We start from the raw sequence: 16,168 nt of genomic DNA on the forward strand, positions 1-16,168 counted from the left end.
CTTTTCAATCCTAATAAACCAGGTTTCCAGTACCCTGCAACTGACGCAAAGAATTTATACACAATGGACAATCGCATCCAAATAACTGAATTGCCCGATCGCTTTCCGCATCAGTAAAGTTCAACATGGCAATATTCTGATCTGATACTGATGTGACAATGGTTGAGGAACGTGTAGATGAGGTATATGGTTGCTTTCTCTCGGAATCTCGAATGCACACAAAATCTTTTTGCCCATGTGGGTTAGTGATACAGGTACGACCGTCTTGTGTGTGCATTAATTTCTGTGTAATACTAGTACTAGCATGGGCAGGATGAAATACCGCCAGCGTAGACATCATCGATACAAAAATAGAGGAACAGGAAAGCAAATTCAGGAGAATTTTTTTGTTCATAGATTTCCTTGAGAAAATTGTCTACTAGTTTAGGGTATTATATTCACTTTCAAACTTCAAGTGAATTTTCCCTAAGAATAGCTAGCTTGACACTTGTTACTCAAGAAAGTTCCATATCTACCCAGTTTGAGCACAAAGTAGTTGCTACAGCAGAATTCACAAGTCAAACAGGCTTTCTGTCTAAATTTGATACCTAACCTAAGTTGTGTACTTTACAAAATTTTAATCCGCTGTATATTCCTAACAGTTCTATTTCGTTATATACATAAACCGTCTAGAACTCAAGCTCCAGTCTAATAACTAAAGTCCGTTTTAACGGACTATAACCTTTTCTCAGTCCTCTAAAGACGACTTTCACTATTAAACTGGTGAATTCATTCTGAAGTGAGCTAGATAAGAATGAAATAGCTCTGATATTCCCAAGATAGTGATTGTTTGCTTGATGTTAAGTATAAGGGCTTAATTAAATTAAAGCTCGTAGTCAGCGCCTCTAGTACAGCACGGCGTAAATAAGCAGACCATTGAAAAGCCCTAAAGAGCTTATTCCGTAATACTTTTGACTTTTGACTTTTGACTTTTGACTTCCGCCTTGCGGCTCTAGCCCTTTAAAATCTTAGGCAGAGCGATAAATCCCTGACTACGAACAAAAACTATATCTAATATTATTCTATACAATTACGAACTACTATCGCTATCTTTACAGATTAAAAATATTGATTTTAACCAAAAGATAGGACAAATATTTAATAATAAATCTGATATAGATTCTCATTCTTAAATTATCAACTTGTAAAAACTTCTTTTTTTGATTACATTTGGAAAAAGGCTCATATATCAAGTAATTTACTAGCCTCTACAGAAAAAATGAAACACAAAGTACATTTAGAATCATCAGGTTGTTCTAACTGTGAACATGACCATCACGAGAATCATAACCATGTTCATAATCACAATCATGATGAGAATCATAACCATGACCACGATCATGACCACGGTGGAGAATTCAATCTGAAAAATGAGGTATTGCCTTTGGTAGTGATTTTAAGTTTATATGCACCTGGTGTAATTTTTGAAAATCAATTACACAATACATTCTACTCAATAGGTGAATATCTACTTTTTATCCCAGCTTATTTATTAAGTGGATGGAGTGTTTTAAAAACTGCTGGGCGCAATATACTCAGAGGTAGAGTATTTGATGAAACATTTTTGATGGCAGTAGCGACATTAGGGGCGATCGCAATTCATAAATTACCCGAAGCTGTCGGAGTCATGCTATTTTATAAAATTGGGGAATTGTTTCAAGATATTGCCGTTAGTCGTTCTCGTAATTCTATTAAAGCTTTATTAGAAGTCCGCGCAGACTATGCCAATATCAAAATAGAGGGAGAACTTAAGAAAGTATCGCCAGAAACGGTAAAGATTGGGGATATTATCGTTGTCAAACCTGGAGAAAAAATTCCCTTAGATGGTGAGATTATAGATGGTAATTCGCAAGTTGATACATCTGCATTAACTGGAGAATCTGTGCCGCGAACGGTGAAGCTGGGAGAGACAGTTTTGGCTGGGATGATCAATAAAATGGGTGTTCTCAGCATTAAAGTAACAAAACTTTTTGATGAATCTTCCATTGCTAAGATTTTAGACTTGGTGCAAAATGCTAAAAGTAAAAAAGCAGAAACAGAGAAGTTTATTACTAAATTTGCCCGATATTATACGCCAATAGTAGTTTTTACATCTCTAGCGGTTGCTTTGTTACCTCCTTTATTCATTTCTGGCGCAACTTCTTCAGAATGGGTTTATCGGGCCCTAATTTTGTTAGTTATTTCCTGTCCGTGTGGACTAGTTATCAGTATTCCATTAGGTTACTTTGGAGGTGTAGGAGGTGCTGCTAAACGTGGTATTTTGGTTAAAGGCTCTACATTTTTAGATAGTTTAAATGCAGTCAATACAGTTGTTTTTGATAAAACCGGAACGTTAACTAAAGGAGTATTTAAAGTAGCAAGAATAGTACCACAAAATGGCTTTAATGAACAAGAACTGTTGCAATTGGCAGCCAAAGTAGAATCGCATTCAAATCATCCTATTGCCCAATCTATCCGCAATGCTTATGGTGAAAAAATCGATGCATTAGATGTGAGAGATTATGAAGAAATAGCAGGTTATGGAATTAGAGCCAAGGTTAAAAATCAGGTAGTAATAGCGGGAAGCGATCGCCTATTGCATAGAGAGAAGATTGCTCATGATAATTGCCAGTTACAGGGAACAGTTATTCATCTAGCAGTGGATAATATTTACGCTGGGTATATTGTCATTGCTGATGAACTTAAAGAAGATGCGAGACACGCTATTCAAGCACTCAAGCGAATGGGTGTAGAGAAAACAGTCATGTTGACAGGAGATAATCAAGCGATCGCCTCCCAGATTGCTCAACAGCTTGGCATAGATACCTACGAAGCAGAGTTATTACCTGAAGAAAAAGTCAATGCCATTGAGAAGTTACTCAGCAGCGCCGGCAAGCATGGTAAAGTTGCCTTCATTGGCGATGGTATTAATGATGCGCCAGTGATTGCTAGAGCAGATGTTGGCATGGCAATGGGTGGGTTAGGCTCAGATGCGGCGATAGAAACTGCTGATATTGTGATCATGACAGATGCACCATCAAAAGTCGCAGAAGCAATACAAATTGCTAGAAAGACCCGCAAAATTGTTTGGCAAAATATTGGGTTTGCTTTAGCAATTAAAGCTGTATTTATTGGATTGGGTATTTTCGGGATAGCGACAATGTGGGAAGCTGTCTTTGCTGATGTTGGAGTAGCAATGCTTGCAATTTTCAATGCAACTAGAGCGATGAAATAAAATTATTGGGAAATTGTAGAAGTTAAAACTAAAGAGTAAGGAGTTATTTATTTAACGCTTCTCACTCATATTCTGCTACCCAAAATAGAACCCATGAATTCATCAATCAAAGGTATTGCTACAGCTACTTTAGCTTTACTACTAAACTATTCAGAAAACCCAGTCTTTGCACTACCCCAGAAAATCAATCATCCAGTGACTGTTGCTAAATCGCAACCATTAACAGACACCTTGATTGTTCCTGGGGAAAGAGTGGGGCCGATTACACGCAAAACCATCAAGCAAGATTTAGTGAAGCTGTTTGGTGCATCCCATCTCATTGATAAAACCATTTCAGGCGCTGAAGGAATGGGTAGTTTTGCAGCTACGCAGGTAAACCTAAATCAGGGGCGATGTCTAACGACAAGCTGCTTTGCATCTACGCTCTTGGTAGTTTGGAGTGATAATACTCGTACTAAACCTTTAGATGTGCGTAACTTGGGTTCAGCTTGGAAAACCCGCGAAGGTATCGGTGTCGGAACCCCCTTGAGCGAGTTACGCAAGAAATTAGGTAACTTTAAACTTTATGGATTGGCGTGGGACTACGGCGGTACTATTTTGTTGGATAGTAGTAAATTATCTCGTTATCAAGGCAAACTGATTTTACGAGTAGACACGGCTCCTAATGCTTACGAAAAGTTCCCTAATGACTACCAAGCTGTTTCCGGGGATGCTACTTTTTCCTCCAGCAATCCCCACTGGAAACCTCTGGGAATCAGGTTAGCAGAAATTATCGTTGTACTGAACCCAAGTGAGTAGTGGTATGCTAAACATCAGTTTGCTTGCTAGGGCGTAGAGAAACTATGGAGACAACGTTCTTAATACTAAGTACAGTTTTGCATAAAAGCGTAGCGTTTTTAATGCAGGAGGATGCATTAGTATTGCAGGGGAACGCATTAACTAATGCCACCGACGCATTAACATTGTATTGGGATGCATTGGCATTGCAAGGGGACGCATTAACAATGCAGCCGATGCATTAACATTGTATTGAGACGCATTAACAATGCAGCCGACGCATTAACATTGTATTGAGACGCATTAACAATGCAGCCGACGCATTAACATTGTATTGGGATGCATTGGTATTGCAGAGGAACGCATTAACAATGCCACCGACACATTAACATTGCAAGGTATTGCCAAATTTAATTCGTTACAAATTAATGAAATGCTGTACTAAGTCTGGAACTTGTAAATTACTGATGCAAATTTAAGCGCGTCTAGTCTGTTTTTTACTACAAACCCCTTGTTTTCTCGCCTATCAATGCTCAATGGCAGAGAACAAAGGGCATAATAATGCCCAAAGCCTGTTTGGTGTGCATCAGATTCCAAGCGATAACCGTATCCGAGATTTGCTCGACGAGGTAGAACCATCTCAGATATTTCCGATGTTTTGGGAGATTTTCAGAGTGTTGGAGCAAACGGATCACTTATCAGGTTTTCGGTGATTCAAGATATAATTCAAAGTTAGATATCGAAAGGGTTTTACAGTTTTCTGTTATCTATTTTGCAGCACAGTTGCCGAAACCTTTGTGCCAGTTGCGTAAGTCCTGCTTCAGTTGCCAACATTACCTTAAACGGACTAAGCTAGCTTTAGCCAAAGGGACTTCCCGCTTAGTGTCTTGGATTGAGCATAAGATGGATTTTAGTCAAACTCTAAGTCAGAAAAGTAATGCCATTGTTGAACAATGGGTAAAAGCAGTTTACCAGGATGAACAAATCGAAGCTACTAAAGAGCTAACTTTTAAAGCTGTACGAAATAGCTTGCCGCGCGTTTTGAAAGCATTAGCAACAGTACTTTCTGAATCAGCAACCAGCGATTTACAGACGGTAGTGGATGCAAGCCTGGAACACGGGACACTTCGCGCTGAACAAGGATTTGAGCCAGCAGAAATTGCACGAGAGTATCGTTTACTCAGACTTGTGATTTTTTCTTATTTAGAAGAAGATTTATTAAATGCGTCTCCGCAAGAGGTATTACGGGCGGTTCGCCTGATTGATATGATAATTGATGAAGCGATCGCCCGTTGTTTTCACAGTTACACCCAAGGGCGAATACAAGAGTTTAAACAACTGCAAAGTCAGTTGCGGTTGACTAATCAAGAACTAACTCGTTTAGTTCGTGCCAGTAAAGAAAATCTATCTCAGTTGGCTCACGAACTGAAAACGCCCCTAACTTCAATTATTGGTTACGCAGACTTATTTTTACGTCAGCAGCGTCAACAACCAGAACTTAAGGATTCTTATACAAATCTTGAAAGTATCGAGCGAGTCCTCAAGAATGGTAGGCTTCTTGTCCGTTTAATCAACGATACTCTAGAAATTTCGCGTTATGATACCGGGCAAATGATATTGCAGCCAAGTCTCACTGATGTACATGATTTAATCAACTTAGTTATAGAGATGATTGAACCGTTAGCGCAGGCCAAAGAATTATCTTTAGTAGTTGATTGTGATCACGCTCCCAAGCAAGTTACTACAGATCCACTCCGGCTTCAGCAAATTGTTACCAATTTGCTGAGTAATGCAATTCGCTATACACAAACAGGTTCAATTCTTTTAAAGTGCTGGATGGAATCTCAACAGCAGTGGGCTATCTCTGTTACTGATAGTGGTATTGGTATTTCCCCAGAGGCTCAAACACAAATCTTCAATCCCTATTTTCGTGCCGTAACTTATCCCCAAGTACAAAATATTGATGGTACAGGATTAGGTTTAGCAATAGTCTCTCAATTTGTCCAGTTAATGCATGGCGAGATTAAAGTAAATTCACAGCTAGGAAAAGGTTCTACATTTACAGTAATTTTACCATCAGAACTGAGCGCTCAGATATAATATTAATTCGTAATTCGTAATTAAGATTTAGCACTAACTTGTTTCTCTTTGCCAGAGGTTGCTGTCCCTTTCCTAATTGAAGGATTGAAAGATTCAGATCCAGATGTTCGTCAGAATGCTGACTCTGGTTTAAAGCGTATCACTTATTATATCAAAATAGACCAACTCGGTCAAAGGGGATGCGATCGCACCTCTCCACAAGTTATAGAGTATAAAAGGCGATCGCATTCCTCACCCACCGTATGACAAACCAAACTTTTACCAACGGTTATGCATTACTCATTGGCGTAGGTGCTGATTTACCAGTCACAGTCCTCGATGCAACAGCTATACGAGATATACTGATTGATGGCGATCGCGCTGCCTATGCATCAGAACAAGTCACACTGCTAACCGAAACCTCTGCAACTCGGCAAAATATCCTCGCAGCTTTTGACCAAATCATCGCCCAGGTAAATCAAAATCCTGATGCAACAGTGATCATTTACTACTCTGGTCACGGTGGACGCATCCAGCGTACCAATGAATACTTCCTTGTACCGTTCGGTTATAACCCCAGCCAACGCGCAGACACAGCTATCTCAGGTGTAGAATTTACCCAAAAGATTGAAGCAATTACAGCGCGTAAACTTGTAGTTTTATTAGATTGCTGTCATGCTGGTGGCGTTCCAGCTTTAAAGGAACCAGGGGAAACCTTTGTAAAATCGCCCTTACCGCCGGAACTGTTAAATGTGCTAGGAACCGGAAGCGGTCGAGTTGTGGTTGCTTCTTCGCGGGAAGACGAATATTCCTACACGGGTCAACCCTACAGTGCTTTCACAGATTGCTTATTGTCAGCCTTGCAAGGGAAAGCAGCAGTGAATAAGGATGGCTATGCACGTATTCTTGATATTTTAGTTTACTTGTTTGACCAAGTGCCAAAAAGAGCATCAGGGCCGCAACACCCGTTTGTAAATAAAGTGCTGGATTTGGGCGATAATTTTCCCCTTTGCTATTACGCAGGTGGAAGTAAATTTTTGCCTGGTGAAGCAGCAACTATTGAAACTAGCCCATCTGCTACTAGCTTAACTCCTGGAGGGCGACGGCGATCGCAGCAAAAACTAGACGCACTTCAGGCAGAATTTGACATCCGCAGCGAGAAGTTTAAGCAGATGAAAAAAGCTGTAGCAATTGAGGCTGGTACCGCCGTTAAGTTTCAATTAGAACAGCAGCTTCTTGATGAAGAGGCAAAACTGGCACATCTTGGCGATGAACTGGATAAAATTGAGTCTGCATTGCAATCATGAGACTTATGTAAATATACAGTTATTTGGCAAATGAAAATCAGGATTTCCCCACCTAGAAAACAAGGAAAATAGAGATATTCAGTTAATTGGTGTTTGTTTATACTATTTCAATTTTTTGTAGTGGTTATACTCATGACTTAGGTTCTACCTGGGAATTAGGAAGTGGCTTTGCCACTTCTTTTTATTGATCTGGTACCCCAGGAAAAATAAATTAAAAGTTAAAAGTAATTTGTTGAACTTTTAACTTTTATTAGTTGTTATATCATGTCCGTTTAATTGACCATAAAATAATTAGCCTGTTAAACTACAGTTTTGTACTCTCTAGGCAGTCTGACAAAATTCTGGTCATATAGACATGATATTAGTCATTACTCATTGTATCTTGCCATCTCTCACGCTTGGGCTTGCTCTCCACATCACGCGATCGCGCTTCTTGCCAAGTCCCCCACATTAGGGATTGCTGTTTTTCAACATAGTTAATAAACTGCATAACTGACTGATCTGCTTTGATGGGAGTTTTTAAATCAAACTGAATTGTTTGGACAATCTTAATGTCACCCATGAGAAAGTACTTGCCTACAATGTTAGTCAGCCATAGCGCAACTTGATTGTATAACCAACCAAAAATTCCCTTACCTTTCTTAGTAATTAACAGGATCTGACCTTCAGCTTTTCCTCCTTCGAGGAGGCGTAAGGTAAACATACTGTGGACATGGAAAAAATCTGGCCCAATTGTTACTATGCCAGTGCTGCCGTACCAATAGCAAACACTATAAGTTATGGCCTTTTTGTAAAATGGACGGATGAGCTTGATAAAAAAGAAATTTTCGTTGATTGGTGTAGTGTTACTAAAGATAACAGCATTTTCATTCAGTTCCTGCCTTTCAAAGATAATTTCTATTGGCAGTTTGTGAACTGCATTGAGATGTTGAGCATCGATTGCATTAATCATTACCACATTTGGGTGACAGTTCATCACAAAATGGGAAGTAATAGCAACATCACACTCTTTTTCTTCTAACTCTGGAACAAAAGGTAGAGGTTGCTGTGGTATTTCTCCAGTCCAAACCCAAATCATCCCGTACTTTTCAGCAGTGGGCCAAGTTTGTAACTTTAAGGAAAATGGCGTATCTAAACATGGGATATCAATACACATCCCTTCAGCATCAAACTTCCAGTGGTGGAAAAAACAACGTAGTGCATTACCCTCAACTTTGCCTTCAGCAAGGTGAGCGCCCATATGCGGACAGTAGGCATCAAAGGTAACTACTCTTTTGTCTTTACCACGGTAAATCGCTAATTCTCTGCCCAAAATCGTGACAGGTTTTACTTCACCTACCCGCAGATTTTGAGAGGGTATTACCCAATACCATCCCTCAATAAAACGCTCTGGATTATTGAAATTTTTAGGTTTACGGGTTGAGCTAAAAGTCTGCGAGTTGAGATTCATTTTTATAGTTTCACTTGAGGTGAAGCAGTTGATCTAGAAATAACATACAAACTAAAAAAAAACAGTTACTTTCAGTACCATGACAAACAGTTACCCTATCAATGGATAAAATTAGAGATGTAAAATATGGAGTTAAATTTATTCACTAAAAATGTTAAAGTTAAGTAAATCAGCGGAAATTATTAAAGGTATGTAGTGACTTAATAAAATCTTTAATTAGATAAAAGTTTAAATTACTGATGCCAATATTTTGCTAAATAAAATGAGTTAATAAATTAGAAAAGTATGTAATAATAATTACAATATTTGGGAAAATATGCGGTGTTAACTCAGGAGACAAAACTGCTTTTGATTGGTCAGGTAACAGATATAAGCGGAATCTCCATCAGGACAATTCGCTATTACGAGAGTTTAGGCTTACTCAAATCATCAAGACGAACAGAGGGAGGCTTCCGCCAGTTTTCATTGGATGTGCTGACTCGTCTAGCTTTTATTAAAAGGGCACAAAATCTTGGTCTTAGCTTAGAGGAGATTGGAAATATTCTTCAGGTTTATGACCAAGGACAAGCTCCCTGTGGTGAAATTAAAGAAAAGCTCGAAAACAAGCTCTTACAAATTGATCAGCAAATCGATCAGTTGTTAACTTTACGGTCTGAAATAGATGGATTACTATCAGGCTGGAAGAATAATGGCAGACAGCATAAAGACACAATTTGTCCCATTATCCAAAACACCCCTCAGTGCTGATATTAATTTTTTGTGAAACTGCACAAAATCAAGCTTGGTCAGACTTGGGGCAAAATCCCCAAGTTCTGGAGCAACGACAGCATCTCAATTTCCTATCAAAGAATGATTAATAAAAGCCTGAAACCTTACTTCCCTTGCAGGGAAGCGGTTGGGGGTTAGGTCTGTATTCCATGCAATTGAGAAGCGCTATATTCAGAACTTTGAACTCCGGTTCCCCCCTTTTTTAGGAGGGCTAGGGGGGATCTAAAAGTTTTTGATACATCACTAACGACTTTTAAGAAATCCTTTCACGACTCAGAATTTTTATAGACAAGGAACCACCACAACTCTAATCCAATTAAGGCTAAACCACCGATCGCAACACCAACTTTCAAGCCTAAAGGTTGCTCAATGCGGTGAAATTGGCTGGTTTGCTCTGACGAGTGGGCTGGCATTTCTGCTAATGTTACATCTGATGTTCCAGTGAGCAGCACTAAAGCTGTAAGGCTTCCCCAAAGCATTTTTTTACTGAACATTTCCTAAATTATCCTGAAATTATGAAGTAGCTTTTGGTTGAAAGTTACGCAATCGTAGAGCGTTGCTAACAACAGAGAGCGAAGAAAGAGCCATCGCAGCTCCGGCGATAATTGGATTGAGTAAGCAACCAAAGATGGGGAACAGAATTCCAGCCGCAATAGGAATACCAATGACGTTGTAAATAAAGGCAAAGAAGAGATTTTGCCTGATATTATTGATGGTGGCGCGGCTAAGTTGAATTGCTGTGACAATTCCTTGCAAATCTCCAGAAATTAGGGTGATATCGCTAGCAGCGATCGCCACATCTGTTCCCGTACCAATAGCAATTCCCACATCAGCTTGTGCTAGGGCTGGCGCATCATTTATGCCATCACCGACCATTGCAACAATTTTAGATTTTAGACTTCGGCTACGCTCAGTCGAACGATTTGGGATTTTGGATTTGGGAAATCTCTTTATCTCCCCTTGCAGAGATTGAATAATCGCTGCCTTTTGATCTGGACGCACTTCGGCAAAGATTCGCTGGATGCCAACTTGTAGAGCGATCGCATCAGCAGTTTTACGATTGTCTCCGGTGAGCATTACTACTTCTAAACCTAACTTCTGTAAAGCTTTCACTACTGCTGCTGATGAAGGTTTGAGGGCATCAGCAATACCCATTATTCCTTGTAGTTCGCCATCTACAGCAATCAAAATGACTGTTTTACCAACCGCTTCCCATGCATCTTTATACTGCTGAAGACTCATGGTGTTAATTCCAAGTTCTGTTAACCAGCGTTGTGTACCAATTTGCACTAGCTGATTTGAAACAACTGCTTGCACACCACTACCTGCGATCGCCTGAAAGTTCTTTGCCTCTGTTAAACTCACTTTTTGAGACTGGGCATATTTCACCACTGCTGATGCTAAAGGATGCTCAGAATTGCGTTCCACCGTTGCTGCTAACTGTAAAAGCTTGATTTCATTACCATTAGCTGTACCGTTGACAGTCACAAAGTCTGTAACTGTAGGTTTCCCCTGAGTCAAAGTGCCAGTTTTATCTAAAACAATGGTTTGAATTTTGTGTGCTAGTTCTAAGCTGTCTGCACCCTTAATCAAAATGCCATTTTCTGCACCTTTGCCCGTCCCCACCATTACAGAAGTGGGGGTAGCTAAACCCAAAGCACAAGGACAAGCGATAATCAGTACACCCACCGTTGTCATTGTTGCTAGGGTGAGGTTACCTGTGAAGTTAAACCAAATGATGAAAGTGGCGATCGCGATCGCAATCACAGCTGGGACAAACCATCCTGTCACCTGATCTGCCAAACGCTGAATTGGGGCTTTAGAACCTTGGGCTTGTTGCACTAGTTTGACGATTTGAGCCAAAAACGTATCATTTCCGACTCGTGTCACCCGAAATTCAAATGCACCCGCACCATTAATCGTCGCCCCAATTACCTCATCTCCTGGCTGCTTTTTAACTGGCAAACTTTCACCCGTCACCATCGCTTCATCTACCGTCGAAGCGCCTGTAATCACTTCGCCATCTACCGGAATCTTTTCCCCAGGACGCACCAAAATCACATCGTTGATTCTGACTTCGGTGATGGGAACATCAATTTCCCTACCATCGCGGATAACTCTGGCATCTCTAGCTTGCAGTCCAATAAGTTTGCGGATGGCTTCAGAAGTTTGTCCCCTAGCACGATTTTCCAACAACCGCCCTAACAAAATTAAGGTAATGACAATCGCGGCAACTTCATAATAAATATGAGGTATCAAGCCCTGAGCAATAAAAAATTTCGGGAAAACAGTGACAAACAAAGAATATAAATACGCTGCACTTGTACCCAAAGCAATCAGCGTGTCCATTGTCGCCGTATGGCGCTTCAGGGTTTTCCAGCCATTCCGGTAAAAAGATCCACCACACCAGAACACGACGGGTGTTGTCAGCACTAACTCTACCCAAGGATTTTGCAGGAAGCTTGGAATTAAGGGCAAGTTCAGCCCAGTCATCATGGGCAACGACCCCAAAAGTAGGAAAATGCTGATTACACCTCCCATCACTACCTTGAGGGAGAGTTGGCGTTGTAATGCTTGCCTACTGGCTTTCTCGGCATCATCTTCTTCAGAGAGCATTTCTTCCTGGAGTGAGTAGGAAGAGTATCCCGCAGCATCTATAGCAGCTTGGATTTTCTCCAAATTGGCTAGAGAGCGATCGTAATTGATAGCGGCTTGTTCGGCTCCAAAGTTAACGTTGCAGTCAATCACCCCAGGAACAGAGCGAATTGCCTTTTCGATGTTGTTGGCGCAAGCGGCGCAACTCATGCCTCGAAGTTTGAGTGTGAGAGTATCCATAACTAGATGAACCGCCGTGATTGATGTGGGAGGATCTTAAAGATTAAGCAACTGGATAGCCAGCAGCAGCCAACGCTTCCTTAATTGCTGTTTCTGATGCTTGAGTTTCTACACTGACAAGCTTGGTTGTAGGATCAGCCTGAATGCTGGCGTTAGCATCGACTGCCTGAAGTGCTTTGGTAATGGTGCCTGCACAAGCAGAACAAGCCATATTGGGAACTGTGAGTTGGAGAGTCATAGATTTACGGGATAAAATGAACAACCTAGCCAGATCAAACTAGATGACTGAGGGACAACCATCAACAGTCAGAAATAACTGGAAAGAAAGTCGCCTTGAATTCATCCTAGACTCTCTAGCCGGCTGGAGAGTCTAGAGAATTTTAAAAGTTTTTAGCTAAACTTCAAATTTCTTTACAGACGTAGTACATAAATTGCAAAAAATACAAGATACTACAAAACACTTGTCTTCCGATGCAAGTATGTGTTATTAAGGCTATATAACCTGTTGTTTTCCCCACAGTTCTGGGAAAATGACCCTCCGCACCACTTGAGACGCGGCTGCTGAACCCAAGTCTCCTAAATCTCTTCACAACAAAGAGTCTTTTTTAAGGCTCTATTTGGAGTTTTTATGCAGCCAAAAAATCTGAAACGTCTCCTGCGTGCTTTAGAGCGGCAGGGTTTGGATGTAACTTACAATAATCGCACTTATTCAGTTCGTTTAGTTAATTCTCCTGATGCCCCTGTAGCAGAAGTGCTACTGCCAGAAGGCTTCCCCGTAGAAGCAAAGGCACTGAAGCAGTTAGCGAATTTGGCAAGCGTTCGCCACCCGTCAGGTGGATGCGTGTGTCGTGCCTGTGCTACGCCTGACTTTCACCCAGGTGATGCGGGTGTTGCCATTGGTTCAGTTGTGGAAACTGTGGGTCAGATCATCCCTGGCGCTGTCGGTTCTGATATTAACTGTGGGATGCGCCTGCATGTTGTTGATTTGACAATCGAGGAATTTCTGGCAAAACGTGACCAATTCGTAGAACGGATGAAGGGGGATTACTTCTTCGGTACACGTGATGTGACGATGACTGCTGACGCAATGCGATCGCTATTTCAGTACGGAGTTCCCGGTTGGCTGGATGCCATGCTAGATCAGCCTACGGGGAGTGTAGTCAAGTCTGATTTGCAACAACTTGCCCAAGAGAGCGATCGCATCTTTTTAGGTGGTTCAATGGATGGTGATTGGAAACTTGCGCCTGAAGAATTGGTTCCCGATGCTGGACTAGTACGCGATGGTGGACTAGCAACCATTGGCGGCGGCAACCATTTTGTAGAAGTGCAACGGGTTGATAAAGTCGAAAATCGCCCACTTGCCCACGCCTGGGGAGTGCGCGAGGGACAGCTAGCTTTTATGATTCACTCTGGTTCTCGAAACGTGGGTAAGTATATTGGGGGAATGTGGCGAGATAAAGCTAAAGCGACTTGGCAAAAAGGTCTAAAGTACCCTGATTCGCAGATTTTTCCTCTCTCTACTTATTCTCACCCCGAACTAGTCACTAGTTACCTGCAAGCTGAGGCTACTGCTGCTAACTATGCCTTTGTGAATCGCCTGTTGCTAGCGGAACTGCTGCGTCTGCGTTTACGGGAAGTATACAAAGATGTGGAAGCACCTCTAGTTTATGACTTGCCGCATAACATCACCTTGCCACAACTTGAAGATGTAGAGACATTGGGTACAACGTCTCTACAATCCAAAATCCAAAATCCCTTCGGGTTCGGCAGTCCCCCAGACGCTCGTTCCTCGCTACCGCTAGCGCTAACGACGGGAACCGCCTTCGCGGAGCGTCTCGTAGAGAAGACGGGGGCTACCTCACCAAAATCCAAAATTGAGAAGTGGGTAACACGCAAGGGCGCAAGTCCAGCCCATGTAGGGCAACCAGTGATTATCCCTGGTTCAATGGGTGCTTATTCTTATCTGATGGTGGGTAGAGGCAATCCAGCATTTTGTAATTCAGCCTCACATGGGGCGGGAAGAATTTATTCTCGCTTTGACCTCAACCGCAAAGGTGCATCCCAAAGTCAGGCAGAACTGGGATTAACTGGGATAGACTGCATCACTTTGCGTGAAGAACGCCGAATTGAAGAAGCACCCGTCGCCTACAAACCGATTCAGTCTGTGATTGATGTGCAGGTTGAGGCAGAAATGGTGGATGTTGTGGCGCGATTGAGTCCAGTGTTAACGTTTAAGGCGTAAAAGATTATGAATTAGTCAAAGGCAATGAATTATTGCAGCTAGATTTATCTAAATGTAGTTCCAGACTTTTTTGCCACCTGATTGAACGATAAAGTGTAATTAGGGGAGTAAAAGAAATTTCAGCTTTTACAACCCTATCTCTTCAAATAAGGATAGGTACTCATGAGCAAATCAACTTGCTTTTAGATTTAGATAAGCTTTAGCTTTAGCTATTCGTAGACATCGCTGTTTACCTTTGTGGGAGATAATATTTAATTTTTAATTATTATAAAAATGAAGGAGAAAACTTAAGTGTTTTTAGGTAGTTGCACAGTGAACAAACTACCTTTACCTACTTCAGAGGTGACCTGGATAGTTCCTGCGTGCGCTTCTACAATCCGATGGGATAGATGTAGTCCTAAGCCACTACCTGAGCGTTTATGTTTACCTTGGCGAAATCGCTTGAAAATTGTTGCCTGATCTTCTGGCGCAATCCCATATCCTGTATCTTGGATCTCGATTGTTACCGAATCTTGATTTCCTGGATGAGGTGATTTTTCAAAAATGCGGATTGTGATGCCTCCTGTATCTGTAAATTTGATCGCATTTGCGATCAAGTTATTTAGCACCCGGCGTAGTTCCAAGCGATCGCCCATAATAATACCAGCGTTTTTTCCCTGTGAGTCTAATTCACGGCTGTCTATTTCCAGAGTCAAACCTTTTTCACCAGTTAGAGGACTTAGTTCGCTCACTACTTCTTGAGATATCTCACGTAAATCGCATATTTCCCAATTCAACGTTTTTTTACCTGCCTCGAAGCGATAGACTTCTAGGAGAGTGTTCACCATTTCCATCAAATTTTGGTTACTGCGAATCATGACTGCGATCGCCTGTTTCATTTCCGGCGAGATTTTGCAGAATGTTTCCATCTCAAACAAATTCAACATGCGATCGGCGGCTACTAGAGGAGTTCGCAAATCATGAGTCAGACGCGAAACAAAGTCTTCCCGTTGGCGGGCCATTTTTTGTTGTTCATCCAGACTGTGCTTGAGACGCAACAGCGATCGCACCCTTGCCAGTAGTTCATCGGTATCAAATGGTTTACGAATAAAGTCGTCAGCACCAGCATCTAAACCTTCGACAACGCTAGATTCGTGAAAGGCAGTAATTAACAAAATTGGAATATAACTAATTGCTGGGTTATTCCGAATCCGACGTGTGACTTCATAACCATCGATTCCCGGCATCATCACATCTAACAGAATCAGATCAGGTGGAGATTCTTCAACTTGCCGCAAAGCCTTTATTCCATCTGAAACCAAATCAATTTCATAGCCCTCACTTTCTAAAATTGCTTGAACCAAAATGAGATTATCTAGAGTATCATCAACTGCGAGGATACGAGAAATTTTATTATTTTCAACTACAGACATAATTTATCAACTTTTATCAGTTTTTTGAAAGTAATTTATAGTTTA

13 protein-coding genes and 1 pseudogene are annotated in these 16,168 nt (G+C 41.3%); 8 read left to right on the forward strand and 6 right to left on the reverse strand.

The window, feature by feature from the left end; all coding sequences use genetic code 11:
• Positions 1-10 precede the first annotated feature (10 nt).
• Positions 11-394, reverse strand: coding sequence for a hypothetical protein (locus tag Q0541_RS28680; protein ID WP_298919315.1), 384 nt, complete (start codon positions 392-394; stop codon positions 11-13).
• Between the two features lie 864 nt (positions 395-1,258).
• Here Q0541_RS28680 and Q0541_RS28685 point away from each other — a divergent pair.
• The 6 genes and pseudogenes from Q0541_RS28685 to Q0541_RS28710 all read left to right on the forward strand — a co-directional run bounded on the left by Q0541_RS28685 (position 1,259) and on the right by Q0541_RS28710 (position 7,416).
• On the forward strand, positions 1,259-3,253 hold the full coding sequence (locus tag Q0541_RS28685) for a heavy metal translocating P-type ATPase (protein WP_298919317.1): 1,995 nt from the start codon (positions 1,259-1,261) through the stop codon (positions 3,251-3,253).
• A 93-nt stretch (positions 3,254-3,346) separates the two neighbouring features.
• A complete protein-coding gene (locus tag Q0541_RS28690) occupies positions 3,347-4,051 on the forward strand; it encodes a hypothetical protein (RefSeq protein ID WP_298919319.1) in 705 nt (234 codons plus the stop codon).
• Positions 4,052-4,533: 482 nt separating this feature from the next.
• Positions 4,534-4,713: pseudogene (locus Q0541_RS28695) on the forward strand (ISNCY family transposase); the annotation flags it as partial.
• Between the two features lie 220 nt (positions 4,714-4,933).
• A complete protein-coding gene (locus Q0541_RS28700; protein ID WP_298919321.1) occupies positions 4,934-6,130 on the forward strand; it encodes a HAMP domain-containing sensor histidine kinase in 1,197 nt (398 codons plus the stop codon).
• Between the two features lie 48 nt (positions 6,131-6,178).
• A complete protein-coding gene (locus Q0541_RS28705) occupies positions 6,179-6,376 on the forward strand; it encodes a HEAT repeat domain-containing protein (protein WP_366941938.1) in 198 nt (65 codons plus the stop codon).
• Positions 6,373-7,416, forward strand: a complete 1,044-nt coding sequence (locus tag Q0541_RS28710) for a caspase family protein (protein WP_298919326.1) — start codon at positions 6,373-6,375, stop codon at positions 7,414-7,416. The genes Q0541_RS28705 and Q0541_RS28710 overlap by 4 nt, the downstream gene beginning before the upstream one ends.
• 361 nt (positions 7,417-7,777) lie before the next feature.
• On the opposite strand, the gene Q0541_RS28715 is transcribed toward Q0541_RS28710, so the two are convergent.
• Positions 7,778-8,866 (reverse strand): aromatic ring-hydroxylating dioxygenase subunit alpha, encoded by a 1,089-nt coding sequence (locus Q0541_RS28715; protein WP_298919328.1) that lies wholly within the window; start codon positions 8,864-8,866, stop codon positions 7,778-7,780.
• A 321-nt stretch (positions 8,867-9,187) separates the two neighbouring features.
• Between Q0541_RS28715 and Q0541_RS28720 the strand changes: the two genes are divergently transcribed.
• Positions 9,188-9,613: a heavy metal-responsive transcriptional regulator gene (locus Q0541_RS28720; RefSeq protein ID WP_298919330.1), complete on the forward strand. Its 426-nt coding sequence runs from the start codon at positions 9,188-9,190 to the stop codon at positions 9,611-9,613.
• Positions 9,614-9,900: 287 nt separating this feature from the next.
• On the opposite strand, the gene Q0541_RS28725 is transcribed toward Q0541_RS28720, so the two are convergent.
• The 3 genes from Q0541_RS28725 to Q0541_RS28735 are packed head-to-tail and all read right to left on the reverse strand — an operon-like array spanning position 9,901 to position 12,707.
• Positions 9,901-10,128, reverse strand: coding sequence for a hypothetical protein (locus Q0541_RS28725; RefSeq protein ID WP_298919332.1), 228 nt, complete (start codon positions 10,126-10,128; stop codon positions 9,901-9,903).
• Positions 10,129-10,147: 19 nt separating this feature from the next.
• Complete coding sequence (locus tag Q0541_RS28730) at positions 10,148-12,469, reverse strand: heavy metal translocating P-type ATPase (RefSeq protein WP_298919334.1); 2,322 nt, start codon at positions 12,467-12,469, stop codon at positions 10,148-10,150.
• A 43-nt stretch (positions 12,470-12,512) separates the two neighbouring features.
• Positions 12,513-12,707 (reverse strand): heavy-metal-associated domain-containing protein, encoded by a 195-nt coding sequence (locus Q0541_RS28735; RefSeq protein WP_273764231.1) that lies wholly within the window; start codon positions 12,705-12,707, stop codon positions 12,513-12,515.
• A gap of 390 nt (positions 12,708-13,097) precedes the next feature.
• Between Q0541_RS28735 and Q0541_RS28740 the strand changes: the two genes are divergently transcribed.
• Positions 13,098-14,711 carry an RtcB family protein gene (locus tag Q0541_RS28740; protein WP_298919338.1) on the forward strand — a complete coding sequence of 538 codons (1,614 nt, stop codon included), beginning with the start codon at positions 13,098-13,100 and terminating at the stop codon, positions 14,709-14,711.
• Positions 14,712-14,998: 287 nt separating this feature from the next.
• Here the strand turns inward: Q0541_RS28740 and Q0541_RS28745 are convergent, their stop codons facing one another.
• The gene (locus tag Q0541_RS28745) at positions 14,999-16,123 is read right to left on the reverse strand and encodes a hybrid sensor histidine kinase/response regulator (RefSeq protein WP_298919340.1); all 1,125 of its coding nucleotides are present in this window, start codon (positions 16,121-16,123) and stop codon (positions 14,999-15,001) included.
• Positions 16,124-16,168: the final 45 nt, after the last annotated feature.

Source organism: uncultured Nostoc sp. (genome assembly GCF_937863485.1).
Taxonomy (GTDB): Bacteria; Cyanobacteriota; Cyanobacteriia; order Cyanobacteriales; family Nostocaceae; genus Nostoc.